The 16,280-nt window shown below is 63.6% G+C and carries 14 protein-coding genes and 3 pseudogenes; 7 read left to right on the top strand and 10 right to left on the bottom strand.

Translation table 11 applies throughout. The features are described 5' to 3' along the window. Positions 1 to 823: 823 nt before the first annotated feature. The 3 genes and pseudogenes from JWQ90_RS26355 to JWQ90_RS26365 form a co-directional block, all read left to right on the top strand. Positions 824 to 1,273, top strand: a pseudogene (locus tag JWQ90_RS26355) (type I restriction-modification system subunit M N-terminal domain-containing protein); the annotation flags it as partial. A gap of 38 nt (positions 1,274 to 1,311) precedes the next feature. Beyond that, positions 1,312 to 2,364, top strand: a complete 1,053-nt coding sequence (locus JWQ90_RS26360) for a PDDEXK nuclease domain-containing protein (RefSeq protein WP_299698056.1) — start codon at positions 1,312 to 1,314, stop codon at positions 2,362 to 2,364. Next, positions 2,361 to 3,410: a virulence RhuM family protein gene (locus JWQ90_RS26365; protein WP_299698057.1), complete on the top strand. Its 1,050-nt coding sequence runs from the start codon at positions 2,361 to 2,363 to the stop codon at positions 3,408 to 3,410. The genes JWQ90_RS26360 and JWQ90_RS26365 overlap by 4 nt, the downstream gene beginning before the upstream one ends. 106 nt (positions 3,411 to 3,516) lie before the next feature. Here JWQ90_RS26365 and JWQ90_RS26370 read toward each other — a convergent pair whose 3' ends face one another. The 3 genes and pseudogenes from JWQ90_RS26370 to JWQ90_RS26380 all read right to left on the bottom strand — a co-directional run bounded on the left by JWQ90_RS26370 (position 3,517) and on the right by JWQ90_RS26380 (position 4,918). After that, a complete protein-coding gene (locus tag JWQ90_RS26370) occupies positions 3,517 to 3,789 on the bottom strand; it encodes a DUF2442 domain-containing protein (protein ID WP_299698058.1) in 273 nt (90 codons plus the stop codon). Continuing rightward, positions 3,770 to 3,977, bottom strand: a pseudogene (locus JWQ90_RS29320) (DUF4160 domain-containing protein). The gene JWQ90_RS26370 and the pseudogene JWQ90_RS29320 overlap by 20 nt, the downstream one beginning before the upstream one ends. 404 nt (positions 3,978 to 4,381) lie before the next feature. Then, positions 4,382 to 4,918, bottom strand: a complete 537-nt coding sequence (locus JWQ90_RS26380) for a DNA starvation/stationary phase protection protein (RefSeq protein ID WP_366919606.1) — start codon at positions 4,916 to 4,918, stop codon at positions 4,382 to 4,384. 202 nt (positions 4,919 to 5,120) lie between these two features. Between JWQ90_RS26380 and JWQ90_RS26385 the strand changes: the two genes are divergently transcribed. Further along, the gene (locus tag JWQ90_RS26385; RefSeq protein ID WP_299698061.1) at positions 5,121 to 5,537 is read left to right on the top strand and encodes a hypothetical protein; all 417 of its coding nucleotides are present in this window, start codon (positions 5,121 to 5,123) and stop codon (positions 5,535 to 5,537) included. Next, on the top strand, positions 5,426 to 6,043 hold the full coding sequence (locus tag JWQ90_RS26390; protein ID WP_299698100.1) for a serine hydrolase domain-containing protein: 618 nt from the start codon (positions 5,426 to 5,428) through the stop codon (positions 6,041 to 6,043). Before JWQ90_RS26385 ends, JWQ90_RS26390 begins: the two co-directional genes overlap by 112 nt. 16 nt (positions 6,044 to 6,059) lie before the next feature. Here the strand turns inward: JWQ90_RS26390 and ahpF are convergent, their stop codons facing one another. The 5 genes from ahpF to JWQ90_RS26415 all read right to left on the bottom strand — a co-directional run bounded on the left by ahpF (position 6,060) and on the right by JWQ90_RS26415 (position 14,299). Further along, positions 6,060 to 7,643, bottom strand: a complete 1,584-nt coding sequence (gene ahpF, locus JWQ90_RS26395) for an alkyl hydroperoxide reductase subunit F (RefSeq protein ID WP_299698062.1) — start codon at positions 7,641 to 7,643, stop codon at positions 6,060 to 6,062. A 200-nt stretch (positions 7,644 to 7,843) separates the two neighbouring features. Beyond that, positions 7,844 to 8,407 (bottom strand): alkyl hydroperoxide reductase subunit C, encoded by a 564-nt coding sequence (gene ahpC, locus JWQ90_RS26400; RefSeq protein ID WP_299698063.1) that lies wholly within the window; start codon positions 8,405 to 8,407, stop codon positions 7,844 to 7,846. 131 nt (positions 8,408 to 8,538) lie between these two features. Continuing rightward, entirely contained in the window at positions 8,539 to 11,433 is a 2,895-nt protein-coding gene (locus JWQ90_RS26405; RefSeq protein ID WP_299698064.1) for a DUF748 domain-containing protein, read from the bottom strand. A gap of 120 nt (positions 11,434 to 11,553) precedes the next feature. Continuing rightward, positions 11,554 to 12,669: an SLC13 family permease gene (locus JWQ90_RS26410; protein WP_299698065.1), complete on the bottom strand. Its 1,116-nt coding sequence runs from the start codon at positions 12,667 to 12,669 to the stop codon at positions 11,554 to 11,556. Positions 12,670 to 12,754: 85 nt separating this feature from the next. Then, positions 12,755 to 14,299 carry a hypothetical protein gene (locus tag JWQ90_RS26415; protein WP_299698066.1) on the bottom strand — a complete coding sequence of 515 codons (1,545 nt, stop codon included), beginning with the start codon at positions 14,297 to 14,299 and terminating at the stop codon, positions 12,755 to 12,757. 271 nt (positions 14,300 to 14,570) lie between these two features. On the opposite strand from JWQ90_RS26415, the gene JWQ90_RS26420 reads away from it, so the two are divergent. Together JWQ90_RS26420 and JWQ90_RS29325 are read left to right on the top strand one after the other, a co-directional pair. Beyond that, on the top strand, positions 14,571 to 14,702 hold the full coding sequence (locus JWQ90_RS26420) for a hypothetical protein (protein ID WP_299698067.1): 132 nt from the start codon (positions 14,571 to 14,573) through the stop codon (positions 14,700 to 14,702). 15 nt (positions 14,703 to 14,717) lie between these two features. Next, positions 14,718 to 14,852: pseudogene (locus JWQ90_RS29325) on the top strand (tetracycline resistance MFS efflux pump); the annotation flags it as partial. 94 nt (positions 14,853 to 14,946) lie between these two features. On the opposite strand, the gene JWQ90_RS26425 reads toward JWQ90_RS29325, so the two are convergent. Together JWQ90_RS26425 and JWQ90_RS26430 are read right to left on the bottom strand one after the other, a co-directional pair. Then, positions 14,947 to 15,987 carry a cellulase family glycosylhydrolase gene (locus tag JWQ90_RS26425; protein ID WP_299698068.1) on the bottom strand — a complete coding sequence of 347 codons (1,041 nt, stop codon included), beginning with the start codon at positions 15,985 to 15,987 and terminating at the stop codon, positions 14,947 to 14,949. Beyond that, positions 15,984 to 16,175, bottom strand: a complete 192-nt coding sequence (locus JWQ90_RS26430; protein WP_299698069.1) for a hypothetical protein — start codon at positions 16,173 to 16,175, stop codon at positions 15,984 to 15,986. The genes JWQ90_RS26425 and JWQ90_RS26430 overlap by 4 nt, the downstream gene beginning before the upstream one ends. Positions 16,176 to 16,280 lie beyond the last annotated feature (105 nt).

Raw genomic sequence — 16,280 nt, forward strand, 5'->3', positions numbered from 1 at the left:
GAAGGTGCCTGTGGCCGGTCGGTGCCGCGAAGCCGGCTCCGCTTCGATGCTCTGACGACGAAAGAGGTAAAATTGGCGCCGAGGGCCTGTAGCTCAATTGGTTAGAGCAGAGGACTTAACGGGAGCGAGCCTAAACGCCGTCATGGCGCATGGTTGCTCCCATCTGGGTTGCCATCGGCCAAGTTGACTCTGGCGGACGGTAGAACCGGTCAAAGTCGGTGAACGCCACGTCGCGATGACTGGCCGATACCGAGCCAAGCCCCAAGCACCGGGGAAGGTGTAGAGACTAGACGGCCGGCCCGTAATGGGAAGGTATAGTCCAGACCACGAACCCGAAAGGGGCGGCGAAAGCCGAAGTGGTAAGCATAATCCTTTGGTTCAGGGTTCAAGTCCCTGCGGGCCCACCACTCATGCTCCATATCTCGACTTTTTGTGCGGGTAACTAAGATTTGAAACACGGTCAGACGAGGCTTCGTTCTGTGGGCGCGGAAGTGAAGTCTGAAACGCGATCCCAACTCAGAGTGCCCCGAATCGTCAGGCATCCGGTGAGACGCAGCCTGGAACCGTAGAGCAGGCTCGCCATGAGTTACCGGGCTTCCTACCAACCCGGCAAGCACACTTCGGCATTCATCCTGGGAAAACACCTATGGGAGTCGCCGAGGCTCCTTAGCGCGCGCGTAGTTTTCGTCACAGTCGGGCGGTTGCCGGACCACCCGTCGGTACAGGAACACTTCGCGATAAACAGGTTAAGACTGTCAAACTCTCTCTGGGACGCTCGCTAAGCTGACTCCTACGCTAAACAAAAACACAACGAGCCAACTCAATGTTTGAAAACGCGTTCAACAATATCGACCGCGATCTCCGGAACGACGAGGGGCTGGCCTCGGAGCTGGACTACGCCGAGCAGACCTCGTGGGTGCTGTTCCTCAAGTACCTCGACGACCTCGAAGCCGAGCGCGCGGACAAGGCCGAACTCGAAGGGCAGCAGTACACACCGATCCTTGAAGCGAAGTTCCGCTGGCAGACCTGGGCCGCCCCGAAGAAGGACGGCAAGCTCGACGACAAGCTGGCGCTCACCGGTGTCGACTTGGTCGACTTCGTCAACCGCGAGCTGTTCCCCTACCTCAAGAAATTCCGCGAGGCCACCGACAGCCCCGACACGCTCGAATACAAGATCGGCGAAATCTTCTCGGAGGTGGTCAACAAGTTCCGCTCCGGCTACACGCTGCGCGACGTGCTGGAGATCGTCGATGGCCTGAGCTTCAACAGCCAGATGATGCAGCAACTCCTCACCGGCCAGACGAGGTTGTTATGACCGCTCTTGTCCCCACACAGGTTGATTTGCTGCTTGAAATAAAACGGCTTATTGACGGTGCCTGGCAGCGGGCGGCGATAGCGGTCAATGCCGAACTCACGCTGCTGTATTGGCAGGTCGGCCAGCGCATCCGTCACAACATTCTGGGCAATCAGCGGGCGGAGTACGGGGCGGCGGTGGTCGCGGGCTTGTCGCTGCAGTTGACGGCGGCGTATGGCAAGGGTTGGGGCGTGCGTCAGCTACGCAACTGCCTGCGCTTTGCCGAGGTGTTTGGCAGCGAGTCGATTGTGCACACGCTGTGTGCCGAATTGAGCTGGTCGCACCTGCGCCTGATCGCGGCCGTGGATGACCCGCTCAAGCGCGACTTCTACGTGGAGCTGTGCCGGCTGGAGCATTGGAGTGTGCGCCAACTGCAAGAGCGCATCGGCAGCCTGCTGTTTGAACGCTCGGCCATCTCCAGACAGCCGGAACAAACCATCGCCCATGATCTTGCGGCCTTGCGCCAGGGCGAGCCGCCCAACCCGGCGCTGCTGCTGAAAGACCCTTACGTGCTGGATTTTCTGGGCCTGAACGACCGCTACCTGGAGCGGGATCTGGAAGACGCCATCCTGCGCGAGATCGAGCAGTTTCTGCTGGAACTGGGCGCCGGCTTTACCTTTGTGGCGCGGCAAAAGCGGCTGCAAATTGATAACGATGATTTCTACATCGACCTGCTGGTCTACAACCGCAAGCTGCGTCGGCTGGTGGCCATCGAACTGAAAATCGGCGAGTTCCGCGCCGAATACAAAGGCCAGATGGAGCTGTATCTGCGCTGGCTGGCCCGGCACGAGCAGGAGGACGGCGAAAACCCGCCGCTGGGCATCATCCTCTGCACCGGAAAGAAGCAGGAGCAGATTGAACTGCTGGAGCTGGATCAAAGCGGTATCCACGTTGCCGAATACCTCACGGTGCTGCCGCCGCGCGAGCAACTGCAAGCCAAGCTGAACCAGTCGATTGCCAATGCGCGGAAGCGGCTCGGAGCGAAGCTCAATACCAAGGGGGCGCCGTGAGTGACGCGCCGCTGCCGCAGTCCGAAATCATCCTCTACCAGACCGAGGACGGGCGCACGCGGGTGCAGTGCCGCTTTGAGGCCGAGACGCTGTGGCTGACGCAGGCGCAGATTGCGGAACTGTTCGAGGTGACGCCGCAGAACGTAACCCTGCATCTGAAGGCGATCTTCTCCGAGGGCGAGCTGACCGAGGCAGCAACTTGTAAGGATTACTTACAAGTTCGTACCGAGGGCGGGCGGCAGGTCAGCCGCGCGCTGCGCCATTACCGGCTGGAGGCGATTCTGGCCGTGGGCTTCCGGGTGCGCAGCCACCGCGGCACGCAGTTCCGCCAGTGGGCCACGGCCCGCCTGGGCGAATACCTCGTCAAGGGCTTTGCGATGGACGACGAGCGGCTGAAGAACCCGCCCGGCAAAGGCCAACTGGACTACTTCGACGAACTGCTGGCCCGCATCCGCGACATCCGCTCGTCCGAGCGGCGGTTCTACCAGAAGGTGCTGGACATCTACGCAACGAGCGTGGACTACACGCCGGACGCCGAAGCCTCACAGCAGTTTTTCGCTACGGTGCAGAACAAGATGCACTGGGCCACGCACGGCCACACTGCCGCCGAGGTGATCGAGGCGCGAGCCGATGCGGCGCAAGCTTTCATGGGCCTGCAAACCACGCGGCCCGGCGGCATCGTGCGCAAGGACGACGTGACGGTGGCCAAGAACTACCTCACGGCAGACGAGCTTGAGGTGCTCAACCGCATCGTCAACCTCTACATCGAATATGCCGAACTCCAGGCACTGGAGCGCAAGCCGATGACGATGCGCAACTGGATGACGAAGCTGGACGAGTTTCTGAAAATCTCCGGCCGCAATCTGCTGGATCACGCGGGCAAGATTTCTGCCGAGTCGGCCAAAGCCAAGGCAGAGCTGGAATATGCGCGGTATCGCGCCTTGCAGGCTGCGCTGCCAAAGCCCATCGATGCGGAGTTCGAGAAGGCGGCAGACGAGCTGAAGAAGTTGCCGCGGCCCAGGAAACCGAAGCCGCCCAAGGCCTGAGCCTTGCATTCATCAGCCCAGAACGCCATAACCGAACCCTTGCGCAGCGAACGCAATACCCAGAACCGGCTGGTGGCGATGGCCAGCCGGGCGACGCCCAGGCGCTTCAGGCGTGTGCCGTCCTGAATTCGATGGACGCTTGTCCCGCCAGCAAGCCCAACACCGAAATATCCTCGTCAACAGCGGGCCAGTGGATACCCTGACCCTCACCCAATAATTCATATTGAGCGCGTTGTGCCGCAGAGGCATGAGCCAGGCGCGGAAACCAGGCGAGCGGCACCGACAGCCAGCGGCCGTCGGTAAGCGATACGCGCAACTCGTCGTCCGAGCACACCACCTCCATGGCGCGCGGCGCGACCTCAAGCACCAAAGAACTCATCCCAAGCCTCCACGAACGTCTGTTGATCCTCCTGCGCAGAAAACCCGACGTTGCCCGCGAGCGATACCGGTTTGAGCCAGAACTTTGCCCAGCCTTTGTTCGCGTTGAACGTGAATATGGTGCGGCTCGCCGTTCTCGTTCGCGTAGAAAAAGAAGCGGTAGGCGCCGATGCGAAGAACCGTTGGCACAGTGCATTGAGTATGCCGCAAACTCGTTCGGAGCCTGACACCCCGGCCGTGAACCCATAGCCCGATGCCCGAAACCCTGCGCGGCGACCGCACCCGCCGGCCGGACTGGTGCTGTATATCAACGGCATCAGCGATGAGGTTCTGAGGCTATCCGCTGAGCCATTTTGGCTCAGCGGATAAGCTCGACCCCCTCAACGATGAGCCAGCGAGGGGCATCGTTGAGCCATGGAAGGTCATGCTTGAGCCGTAGAGATTCATTGATGACCCTCGACGGTTCATGCATGACCCTCGCCGGGGCACGCGACAGCGCCGGAGGCTGGGCCGATAGCCACAAAGGCTCAGGCTTGAGCCAGAAAGGGGCTGCGGTGAGGGTTCGAGGCTCATCGCCCGGACCCCGTCAGGCATCAGCTCCCGCGGCGGCTGGATTCGAATAGGAACCAGGTGCGGCGTTCGGTCTCGTCGATCCAGTTCTCGATCAGGCTGGCCGTGGCGATGTCGCGATGCTCGTCGACGACGTTATGCACTTCGCGCAGGCGTGCTGCCAGCGTCTGGTTGTCCTCGCGCAGTTCGGCCAGCATGTCGAGCGGCTCGACGTAGTCGGCGTCGTTGTCCTTGATCCGCTGCAGGCGGGCAATGTGTCCGATCGATCGCAAAGTCGAACCGCCCACTTTGCGTATCCGTTCCGCGATCGGATCGGTCATCGCATAAATCTGGTCCGCCTGCTCGTCGAGCAGCAGATGGTAGTCGCGGAAGTGCGGGCCGCTCATGTGCCAGTGGAAGTTTTTGGTTTTCAGATAAAGCGCGAATACGTCGGCCAGGATCGCGTTCATACCGCCGGTGATGTCCCTGGATGCGTCAGCACCAAGGTCTGTCGGCGTGATCAACGGAGCCTTTCTACGCTCTTTCAGTTCGCTGACTTTGTTGGAATCCTTCTTTGCCATGTTGTCCTCGATTTGATGTTCTGGTAAGCCGATCGGACCGCTGTTGTTCCTGCGCCGCTTGCAGTTCGGTAGTGTCGCGCTTTTAGGCCGGGCGTGGCAGCACGCCCGGCCGATGGCGCGCGCGGCAACAGGTTTCCTCGATACAAGACCGGTAGACGCGGCCAAGGCAGTTTTGCACCGGTCTGCCGCCACGGGGTTCTTGATGTCCATTCGTCGATTGCTGTCGGTTCTGCTGTTTTCGGGCCTTCTCGCAAGCCTGCCCGCGCTCGCTGCCGATGCCGACCCGGCGAGCGCGCTGATCGGGCCATGGCAGGCAAAAAAGCGCTTCGGCCCGGATGTGAGCGGGACGCTGACCCTGGTGCGCAGCGGCGCGGGCGGCCGGGCGTTTCTCGCCGGTCGTGAAGCCGAGGCCCGCTTCGACGGCGACACTGTCAGCTTCGCGCTGGCTTGCGAGGAGGGCGCGTTCTGCGGCGCGCTGGTCGAGGGTGGCCGGCGCGTTCGCGGCTTCTGGACGCAGCCGAAAACGGTCATCGGCGGCCTGGCCTACAAGACGCCGGTCGAACTCGCCGCCACGTCGGCCGGCTTGTGGAGCGGCGCCGCTCGGCCGCCAAGAGCCTGACCGCGGTGCTGATCGGCGCGAACATCGAAAAGGGCGCGGCGATCAGCCCGGCAACACCGGTCTATCGGACGATGGACGCAGCGCAAGCGCCCGGGCTCGATCCGCGCAAGCACGCGATGACGCTGGAGCATCTGCTGACGATGTCGTCCGGCTTCGCCTGCGACGATCGCGATCCGCAGGCGCCGGGCAACGAGGACGTGATGCAGGACCAGCAGGCGCAGCCCGACTGGTACCGCTACGCGCTCGATCTGCCGATGGCGTCTGCGCCGGGCGAGCAGACCGTCTATTGCTCGACTGCGCCGAACCTCGCCGGCGGCGTGCTGGCGAAAGTAACGGGTGAGCGGCTGGAGGACGGCATCGACCGGCTGATCGCGCGGCCGCTGCAGTTCGGCCCCTACGCGCTGGATCTGGTGGTCGCCATCTACGCCGGCAACTACAGCGACAAGCTCATGTACGACGCGCAGGAGCGCTACACGCCGGCCTATATCCTGCCCGCGATCCGGTAAGTCGCGGCGGCCGCGATCACGCCGCCTGCTTCGCCGTCTCCGGCGCCGAGTGCCGGATCAGGTGATCGAAGGCCGACAGTGCCGCCTTCGATCCTTCGCCCATTGCGATGATGATCTGCTTGTACGGCACCGTGGTGACGTCGCCGGCGGCGAACACGCCGGGCAGCGAGGTCTGGCCGCGTTCGTCGACGATGATTTCGCCGCGCGGCGTCAGCTCAAGCGTGCCGCGGAGCCAGTCGCTGTTCGGCAGCAGGCCGATCTGCACGAAGATGCCTTCGAGCTCGACGTGGTGCAGCTCGCCGGTGCCGCGGTCCTTGTAGTTCAGGCCGTTGACGCGCTGGCCGTCGCCGCTGACTTCGGTGCTCTGCGCCGACACGATCACGCGCACATTCGGCAGGCTGTAGAGCTTGCGCTGCAGCACCGCGTCGGCGCGCAGCTGGCTGTCGAACTCGATCAGCGTGACATGGCTGACGATGCCGGCGAGATCGATCGCGGCCTCGACGCCGGAGTTGCCGCCGCCGATCACCGCCACGCGCTTGCCCTTGAACAGCGGGCCATCGCAGTGCGGGCAGTAGGCCACGCCCTTGTTGCGGTACTCGTTCTCGCCGGGCACGTTCATCTGCCGCCAGCGCGCGCCGGTGGACAGGATCACGGTCTTGGATTTCAGCGTTGCGCCATTGGCGAGCTGCACTTCGACCAGGCCGTCGGCGCCGGCCGGCGTGAGCTTCTCGGCGCGCTGCAGATTCATGATGTCGACGTCGTAGTGGCGCACGTGCTGCTCCAGCGCGGCGACCATTTTCGGGCCTTCGGTCTCGGTGACCGAGATGAAGTTTTCGATGCCCATGGTGTCGAGTACCTGGCCGCCGAAACGCTCGGCGGCGATGCCGGTGCGGATGCCCTTGCGCGCCGCATAGATCGCGGCCGCCGCGCCGGCCGGGCCGCCGCCGACGATCAGCACGTCGTAGGCTGCTTTACTGACGAGCTTGCCGGCTTCACGCTCGGCGGAGCCGGTGTCGATCCTGGCGAGGATTTCTTCGGCGCCCATGCGACCGGCACCGAAGTTCTCGCCGTTCAAAAAAATCATCGGCACCGACATCACCTGGCGTTGGTCGACCTCGGCCTGGAACAGCGCGCCGTCGATCGCGGTGTGGCGGATGCGCGGGTTCAGCACCGCCATCAGGTTCAGTGCCTGGACCACGTCCGGGCAGTTCTGGCAGGACAGCGAGAAATAGGTTTCGAAGCTGAAATCGCCGTCCAGGTTCCGGATCTGCTCGATCACGTCGGTGGCGAGCTTTGACGGATAGCCGCCGACCTGCAGCAGCGCCAGCACCAGCGAGGTGAACTCGTGGCCCAGCGGGATGCCGGCGAAACGCAGGCTGATGGCCTGGCCCGGCGAGCCGAGTGCGAACGAGGGCTTGCGCTGGTCGTCGTCGCGGCGCTCGGTAACGGTGATCTTGTCGCTGACCGATACCAAGTCGGCGAGCAGCGCCCGCATTTCGATGGAGGCGGCGCTGTCGTCCACGGAGGCGACAATCTCGATCGGCCGCGTGACGCGTTCGAGATAGGTTTTGAGCTGGTCTTTGAGATCGGCGTCCAACATGGCGAGGCTCCAGGAATCGGGTGAATCAAAAAGTTGTATATCGAATTGGGCGAATTGGGCATGCATCAACGAACTGCGGGCAAAACTAGCCCGTCATGCCCGCGCAGGCGGGCATCCAGTTCCGGCCCCAACGGCGGCGGCCACGGTGAATCTGGATTCCCGCTTGCGCGGGAATGACGGGCTTGGGTGGCGCGTGCTGCTTAGATCTTGCCGACCAGATCCAGCGAGGGCTTCAGGGTCTTCTCGCCTTCCTTCCACTTGGCGGGGCAGACCTGGCCCGGGTTGTTGGCGACGAACTGCGCGGCCTTGAGCTTGCGCAGCGTCTCCTTCATGTCGCGGGCGATCGCGTTGTCGTGGATTTCGGCGGTCTTGATCACGCCGTCCGGGTTGATAACGAAGGTGCCGCGCAGCGCCAGGCCTTCTTCTTCGATATGCACGTCGAAGCCGCGGGTCAGCTGGTGCGTCGGGTCGCCAACCAGCGGGAACTTGGCCTTGCTGACGGCCGGCGAGGTCTCGTGCCAGACCTTGTGCGAGAACTGGGTGTCGGTGGTGACGATGTAAATCTCGGCGCCGGCCTTCTGGAATTCGGCGTAATTGTCGGCGGCATCTTCGACTTCGGTCGGGCAGTTGAAAGTGAAGGCGGCGGGCATGAACACGACCACCGACCATTTGCCCTTGAGCGAGGCTTCGGTGACTTCGATAAAGGCGCCGTTGTGGAAGGCGTTGACCTTGAACGGCTTGACGGAGGTATTGATCAGAGACATGGCGGGGATCGCTTCAGAGGTTTGGGAGACCGCATCCTAGAGCCTGCCGAGCAATAGTTACAATGACTTTATTATTTTGAGTTATTAGTTTTTATTAATGACAGCCTGGACGGAATCAGCCTGCCGCACCGCTATTGCAGGCTCAGCTCCATGCGCACCGCGCCGTCACCGCCGAGGCTGGCGGCGTGCCGGCCTGTCAGGAAAATCCGCTCGGGCGGGATGTCGGTGTGGGCGAGCACGGCGGCCTGCACGCTGCGGGCGCGATCTGCCGCCAGGCGGTCGATCGCGGCGGCGTCGGGAGCGAGCTTTTGCAGCAGGGCGGTTTCGACGAGGCCCGTTCTGGCCGCGAGCCGGGCATCGGCATCGCCGGCGGCCGGCATTGCGTCGTACCCCGGCGCTGCGACCAGCAGCTCGCGATGTAGCTGTTCCAGCGCCCGCAGCCGCTGGCTCGGCGTGTTCTGCGGGCTCGCGCCGGCACTGGCCGCGGCCGGGACCCGGCGGTCCAGCTCCTGGCGCGCCAGCGCCGCGGCGTCCTGCTCTGCGGCTTCGGCCATCGGAATGTCGAGCTTGAGTGCGGGCCGCTCGATCAGCGCCTGGGCCAGGTGGTCGAGCTTGGCGCTCTCGGCCTCGCTCAGTGCGGCGCTGCCCGGCGCAAAGTTCACGTAGGCGAGTTCGTCGCCGCCGCCGAACAGCGCGGCCAGCGCCGAGAACGGCGCGGTGACGGCTTTCGCCAGCAAGTTGGTCAGCACTTTGCCGACCATCGCGCCGACGTGAAAGGCCGGGTCGTCGAGACTGCCGCGCACCGGCAAGGCCAGGTCGATGACGCCGTGACGGTCCTTCAACAAGGCCACGGCCAGTTTGATCGGCAGCGGCACCGCGTCCTTGGAGCCGGTGGCGTCGCCGAACTCGAGTTGGTCGAGCACGACGTGGTGCTCGGCCACCAGTTCGCGATCTCGGATCTGGTAATGCAGGTCGGTGGTCAGCTTGCCCTTGACGATGTTGTAGCCGGCAAAACGGCCGGAATACGGGTTGAAGCGCACCAGATCCATGTTGCGGAAACTCAGCGAGATGTCGCTGTAGTGATCAAAGCGCGACGGCACCAGCTCGCCGCTGATCAGCACCGGCGCAAACTCGTCGACCTTGCCCGCCAGCTCGATCTTCGCGTGCACCGCCGCATCGCTGGACAGCTGCGTGATGTCGCCGCCGAGAGCAAAGATCCCGGCGGAAAAATTCGGATCGATCGACAGATCGGTGAAGCGCATCTGCCCTTTGCTGACGTGGATCTGTTTGATCTGCCAGGGCAGCGCCGGCGCGGACTTGTTTTCGCTGGCCGCCGCTTGCGGCGCGCTCGCGCTTGCTGGCGCCGCGCCCGGCGGCACCAGCGCGCTGGTGACATTGATCTCGCGGCTCGGCGAAATCGTCACGCGCGCCGAGGGCTCCACCAGATCGACCCGTTCCACGCTGAGCCTGGCCGGCTGGCTGTGATAGTCGATGCCGGCCAGCCGCAGATCGCGCCAGCTGAGCAGGTCCTGCTTCAGCGCGCGGTCTTCCACATTCAGCTGCGATAGTCCCGCTGCACCGCTGAAATCGAGTTGCGGTTCGGACGGCGCTTCTTTCTGCAAGTAGGCGAGCTCGCCTTTGACCGCCAGCAGGCCGGTCTTGAGCCGCAGGCTGGTGCGTGTCGCCAGATAAGGCTGCAGCACCGACAGATCGATGCCCGCCGCATCCACGCTCAACTTGGTGGATACCGGCTGCAGGCCGACATCGCCTTGCAGGCGCAGCGTGCCCTTGCGATTGATGTTGACGGATGCATCGACATGCAGCGGAGCGGCGAGCTCGGAACTCAGGCCGGTGATGCTTGCCGTCAGCGGATTCAGCGCGATCTGAATCGCGGGTTGTACGCCGTGATCGGTGATGCGGATGTCGTTGTCGATCAGGTCGACTCTTTGGATGGTGGCGCGCCATGGTGCCGCGCTCGCATCGTCCGCAGGTTTCGTGCCCGCAGTCGGCGGCGTATACAGGCGCGACAGATTCACGCTGCCATCGGCGTTGCGCTGCACGTCGGCGCGGAACTGCGTGATCGCGATCCGCTGCAGATTCGCCTCGCGCTTTGCCAGCGAAACGCTCAGCCCCTGCAACGCGAGTTCCGCAATCGAAACGGTCGGTGCCGCCTGCGCCGTTTCGGCCAGTGCGAGCTGGTGCAGGCTGATCAGCGGAATCTGCAGGTCCAGCGCCAGTGACGGAGCCAGCGTCAGCTGGTAGTCACCGCTCAATTCACCGCTGCCCGAAACCAGGTGCACCGGCAGCTGGTTCTGCAGGTAGGCGACCAGCGTCGACGACCGCAGCTTGCTCAGTGAGAAGTGGCCCTTGGATGCGATCGGCTGCACGCTGAAAGTGCCGGACCAGCTTAGCGTTTCGCCGCTCGTCGCCGCTGCGCTGAACTCGTACAGATTCTCGTAGCTCGGTTCGGTGCGGAAATCCCGGAGCGTGAATTCGATCGGCGCCAGCGTCGTGCTGAAGGCCTGCGGCCGGCTGCGATCCTCGAGCCCGACGCGGCCTTTCTCGATGATCAGCTCGCCGATGCGCACATGCGGCACGCCCGCCGATTCGGGCTTGGCTGGGTCCGGCGAAGGCGGGATCAGTTTGTTCCAGTTGATCGAGCCATCGGCGTCGATCAGCAACGCGATGTCGGGCGCGGTCCAGCGCAGCGTCGTCAGCACCGCGCCGCGCTCGATGATCGAATGCAGGATGTCGAGGTTCGCGTAAAGCGCATCGAAGGCCAGCAACGGCTTGCCGTCGGCCTCGCTCAGTTTCAGCGCGTCGATGCCGAGTTCGAAGCTGAAGGGATTGAACCGGATCGCGCCGATTTCCAGCTTGCGGCCCAGCTTGTCGACCTCGTCGCCGGCAATGGTCCTGATCAGCCAGGGTAGGCCGAAGAAGCCGGCCAGCGCGTAGGCGCCCACCAGGGCCGCGCCGGCCGCGGCCAGCCGCCATCGGCGACGGCTGCGAGTGCGATCGATCTGCATGGATGAGAGCGTGCTCCCGCTTCGGCTGGCGGTTGTTCTGGGTTCGGGCACTTACTTTAGCTCACTGCCCTTACAGCTCGGATGACCTACGACTGAGGTCGAGACCCGCGCCGGTCACCATCAAAGCTGAAGCACGGCGACCGCCGCGCCGCAGACCAGCAGAAACGGGATCGAGTACAGGTGCAGCACGCGCAGGCCGCCGGGCGCGCCGGACAGGCGCAGCGCGATCAGGTTGGCGAGCGATCCGATGAACAGCCCGAAGCCGCCGACGCTGACGCCGGCCGCCAGCGCCGGCAGGTCGTGCACGAACGGGGCGAGCAGGATCGCGGCCGGCACATTGCTGAGCACTTGCGACGTCAGCAGCGCGGCCAGATAGGCATTGAGGCCGCTGCCGATCGGCAGCGAGCCCAGCCATGCATGGACCGCGGGCAGCGCGGCGAGCAGGCGCATGTCGATGAACATCAGCGCGATGATCAGCAGCAGCGTCCAGTCGACCTGCAGCAGCAGCTGTCGATGCGCGATCAGAAACACCAGCGTGACCACGATCAGCGCTGGCCACAGCAGGTGAAAATTCAGCGCCAGCACGAAAGGCAGGAACAGACCGGCCGATGTCCACAGCAGGCGCATCGCCGGCCGTTGCTGCGCCCCGGTGGATCGCAGCGACACCGGGCCGGCCGGCAGCGCGCGCCAGGCGGTCAGCAGCAACAGGCCGAGCATGATCGCGACGCTCGGCAGCATCATCAGGACGAAGTCGGCGAAGCCGATTCCGGACACTTGCCACAGGAACAGGTTCTGCGGGTTGCCGATCGGCGTCAGCGCCGAGCCGGCGTTCACCGCGAGGGCTTCGAGCGCAACGATCCGCGCCAGCGGCAGCTCGGCCTGCTGCGCGAGCGCGCGGGTCAGCGGCACCAGCAGAAACAGGCAGACGTCGTTGGTGACGATCGCCGCCAGCGCGGCGGACAGCGCGGTCAGCATCAGCGCCAGCCTGCGCATGCTGGTGACGCGCTCGAGCACACGCCGCGCGAGCGTCTGCAGCGCGCCGCTGCTCTCGATGCCCTTGGTCACGATCAGCAGACCGGCGAGCGCGCCGATGGTCTGCCAGTCGATCAGCCTGGTGATCGACAACGGCTGCTGCGGGTGCAGCAACAGCAAAGCGAGCGCGGCGATGCCCAGCGTCCACAACAGCCAGGTGTCGGCGTTGGGCACGAGTCGTCGCAGCGTGGTCGCGGTCGGCATGGTTGATTGAAGGATGTGAGAGGAATAAAAAGAGCCGTTGTCGATGATCTCATCACCGCTGGCCAGCGTTAAACCGTAGCGCTTTTCATCCAGGCGCTGCTGCCACCTCGAATGACTCGATGGTGCCGACAGCCTTGACAGCCGCCAACACGTCATTGCGATTCAGCAGTTGGCGGCTCTGCTCAAGCCATTTCGTCGCCAGTTCGGGTTGCGGCTCTTTTCGATAGGTCTGTATTTGGCGAAGCGCCTCGGAACGCTCGTCGGGATCGCCAAGGCGCTGGATCAGCAGTTGCGCCGCGTCGTCATTGTGGCCGGCTATTACTAGGGCAGACTGGTAAAGATAAAGGGATTCAGCCCGGTGTTCGCTCATATAGGCAAGCGCCGTCTCCTGGGCAGAGACGTCTCCGGTCTGCATCGCTGAAGCCAGCCGGATCCAATACATTTGCATCAACCCGTATTTGGAAACGTTTTCGATCTCTGAAATCACTCCGAGCGCGGGTTCCGGACGCCCGAGCTTGCACAGCAGTTGTGCGAGGTTGATGGCCTGATTGATGTTGGGCCTGCCGTTCTCTGGGCGGCGCGCAGCGCGTTCCAGCTGGAGAACAGCCTCGTCCCAGCGGCCCAGGGCCTGAAGCGCACGGGCTCGGCTGTTCATGACCCAGATCAGTTTGTCGTCGGTGTCAGTGTAGGGCGATGTCGACGAAGCCGACGAGGCTGCTGCCTTCACTTCGCCGATGATGGCGTCGGAGATGTCGAGGACATCTTGATACTGCCCCCCTCGCAGCAGCACGTTGACCAGGTCGACTTTCCACGACATTTCGTGGGGCCGCCGTTCGGCCTCGATCGTGTACAACTTTACGCTTTCGGCCTGAGCTTGGTTGATATCGAACCGTTCCGGCGCCGCCTTGCGGAGCGCCGCAAAGCGCAGATCGGCGCGCAATTCGATCAGGACATCAATGTCGTCGATACGCCGGGCGACAGCCAGCGCCCGGTCCGGGGATTTTCGCTTGATCCAGCCGACCACGAGGTCGCGCCATTGCCAGCTCGGCTCGAGGGCGCCTTCGACTGTCCACCCTGCATCGAACAAGGCCTTGAGCAACTCGAAATGAAGCTCGTCATGAGAGTCTGCATAGTCAGATTGCGCGATCTGCATAACCGCCTGGTAATTGATCTGGTCCAGTGACTGCGGCCAGCGCTGCGCGATCACGGTCAGGCTACGCAGACTGTCAGCTTCGTCGTCCAGCATGAACGCCACATTGAGTCGTTCGTGCCAGTCGGAGCCGCCGGACTGGGGCATGTCAGTCGCCCTAACAAGCAGTTCGTGGGCATGCGCCTTGTCCCCGTTGTTGAGAGCCGACAGTCCTCCGAGCAGCAAAGCCCGATAACGCGACCTGCTGGGAAGCCCATCGAAAGCGGGGGAAGCGATCACTGCATCCAGCGCAGGTCCGGAGCCCGCTATGTCGTTGTTGCTGAATCGAGCCACGGCTGAATCCAGGGCTTGCTGCGTCGCGTCGATACTGCCCGGTTCGGGGGTTGCAGAAGGCTTGCCGGCAACAGCGAAGGCTTCAGTCGACACCATCACCAGGCTCAGAGCCGCCGCAAATCCGCAAATGATCCAAGTTCCCTTCATGGCGCCGCCTGTCTGCCTGTCATAAAGGGAGAATATCGCAGCTGATATGGTCTGGACCGCAGCGGCTACGAGCGATCCCGTGCCGAAGTTGACTGCGAGGCCCGATACGCCACCACCGCGCGGTCTACGCTTGAACACACCTGCCTCGCTACCTGCAAGCTGACCGGCCGTAGATCCGGAAAACAACCGCAGCGCGATTAGCGGATGTGGCTTCGCCAGCAATCGCGTGGCGGGGATCGGTTCCGGGGCGGATGCTCATGTGGGTTCGCGAATGATCGCACCGTGTGCCGGCGTCTACGGCCTGATCATGCCGGTACTGCACAAGCTGCTGCGCGAAATCACCGGCAGCGCCGCGATCAGCGCGCCCTACGGTGCACTGATCGTGCTGTATGCGCTGATGTAATTCGTGTTCTCGCTGGTGCTTGGCGCGCTCAGCGATTGCTACGACCGGCGCCCGGTGCTGCTGGTGTCACTGGCCGGCGCCGCGATCGACTACCTGGTGACGGTCTCGAGCACCACGCTGACGATGCTGTTCATCAGCCGCGCGATCGCCGGCATTGCGGCGCCAACGTCGCGGTGGCCGCCGTGGATACCGCCGGCATCAGCGAGGAATCACGGTGCGCCAAAGACTGCCGTTGGCTCAAAACTCAGATCCCGACAAACCATGCAGCATCGCGATCTTGTCGTCGCGCACGTTCAGGTTGTCGTCGAGGATGCCGCCGGTGCCGGCGCTGTTTGGCGTATAGCACCAAGTAGAACGCGCTGCGCATGTCCTTGCCGATGAGGTGGTCGACGAGCGTGTCCTGCCACTGCCGGTCCTTGTCGCCCGATACGCCGCTGCCGTAATGGCTGCCGAACTCGCCGACGATCACGGTGGGGCCGAGCACGATCGGCGCGACCGGCTGGTAGCGGCCGAACAGCGTCTCCCAGCCGCTGGCGAAATTGTTCGGAAAATTCGCATCGTCGAACAAACTCTTGGACGCGCCTTCGAGTGCATCGGGTCCGTAGGTATGCGGGAACAGCACCAGCTTGTCGTCGGGAATCGCCAGCGGACGGTAAGACTCGGGCTGCAGGTTTTCGCCGTAGTTGATCGGCGGCGAGCTGTCCTCGATGCCGTCGTTGTTGACGTAGATGCCGTGCACGAAGATCAGCAGCTTCGGGTTCGCCGCGAGTAACGCGGCGGCCGCGTTTTCAGCGGCGAGCTTCCAGTCGTTCCCGACCTTGTATACGGCCTCTTCGCCCGGCCCCCAGCGCACGACATCGTGCGGCTCGTTGTACAGGTCGACGCCGACCAGGTGTGCGTTGCCGGCATAACGCGCCGCCACGAACACCGGGTCACGAATCCAGTTGTCGGCGGTGTAGGACTGGAAGTTGTAGGTCGGTGCGGTGCCGCCGTCGGCGTAGATCGCCGCATCCTCGACATGCCAGACCGGGTCGAGCGTGCCCTTGCTCAGCGAGTGGAAATCGAGCACAACGTACAGGCCCCGGCGATCCGCCTCGGCCATCCACAGGTCGAGGAATTCCAGCGGTGTCTTGCCGATGACGTCGCCGTTCAATACCGGGTCGACATAGGTATCCAGCGTGCCGCCTATGGTCAGCGGCGAGTACGGCGTCTCGGGCACGAACGGCAGCCGCACCGCGTTGAAGCCCAGATCTCTGACTTGCTGGATCTGCGCCTTCCAGCTCATCTTGTCCAGGTACTGTGCGGGATCAGGATCGCGGAGTCGAAGCCGAACATGTTGATGCCGCCCGGTTGCACCGCCTCGCCGCCGGGCGCGTAAACCTTGCCGGCGCCAGTGGTATAGCTCCCGCTGTCGGCGTCGCCGTTCTTATCGCCACCACCGCCACCACAGGCGGTCAGCAGCAGGGCAAGCAACTGCGATATCAGGGGGATAGGGCGCGCATGAGTACGGCGAGTCTAGTCGACGCGCACGACGGCTCGTTGCCGTTTAAACCAACTACAAAAAACGGCGGGTCACGA

The sequence above is a fragment of the Hydrocarboniphaga sp. genome (genome assembly GCF_028291725.1).
Taxonomy (GTDB): Bacteria; Pseudomonadota; Gammaproteobacteria; order Nevskiales; family Nevskiaceae; genus Hydrocarboniphaga.

Bases quoted from the DNA above. Each gene is read 5' to 3' on its own strand.
- JWQ90_RS26420 (WP_299698067.1), top strand. From the start codon at position 14,571: ATGATCGCACCGTGTGCCGGCGTCTACGGCCTGATCATGCCGGTACTG.
- JWQ90_RS26360 (WP_299698056.1), top strand. From the start codon at position 1,312: ATGACCGCTCTTGTCCCCACACAGGTTGATTTGCTGCTTGAAATAAAA.
- JWQ90_RS26405 (WP_299698064.1), bottom strand. From the start codon at position 11,433: ATGCAGATCGATCGCACTCGCAGCCGTCGCCGATGGCGGCTGGCCGCG.
- ahpC (WP_299698063.1), bottom strand. From the start codon at position 8,407: ATGTCTCTGATCAATACCTCCGTCAAGCCGTTCAAGGTCAACGCCTTC.
- JWQ90_RS26415 (WP_299698066.1), bottom strand. From the start codon at position 14,299: ATGAAGGGAACTTGGATCATTTGCGGATTTGCGGCGGCTCTGAGCCTG.
- JWQ90_RS26385 (WP_299698061.1), top strand. From the start codon at position 5,121: ATGTCCATTCGTCGATTGCTGTCGGTTCTGCTGTTTTCGGGCCTTCTC.
- JWQ90_RS26370 (WP_299698058.1), bottom strand. From the start codon at position 3,789: ATGAGTTCTTTGGTGCTTGAGGTCGCGCCGCGCGCCATGGAGGTGGTG.
- JWQ90_RS26410 (WP_299698065.1), bottom strand. From the start codon at position 12,669: ATGCCGACCGCGACCACGCTGCGACGACTCGTGCCCAACGCCGACACC.
- JWQ90_RS26380 (WP_366919606.1), bottom strand. From the start codon at position 4,918: ATGGCAAAGAAGGATTCCAACAAAGTCAGCGAACTGAAAGAGCGTAGA.
- ahpF (WP_299698062.1), bottom strand. From the start codon at position 7,643: ATGTTGGACGCCGATCTCAAAGACCAGCTCAAAACCTATCTCGAACGC.
- JWQ90_RS26425 (WP_299698068.1), bottom strand. From the start codon at position 15,987: ATGAGCTGGAAGGCGCAGATCCAGCAAGTCAGAGATCTGGGCTTCAAC.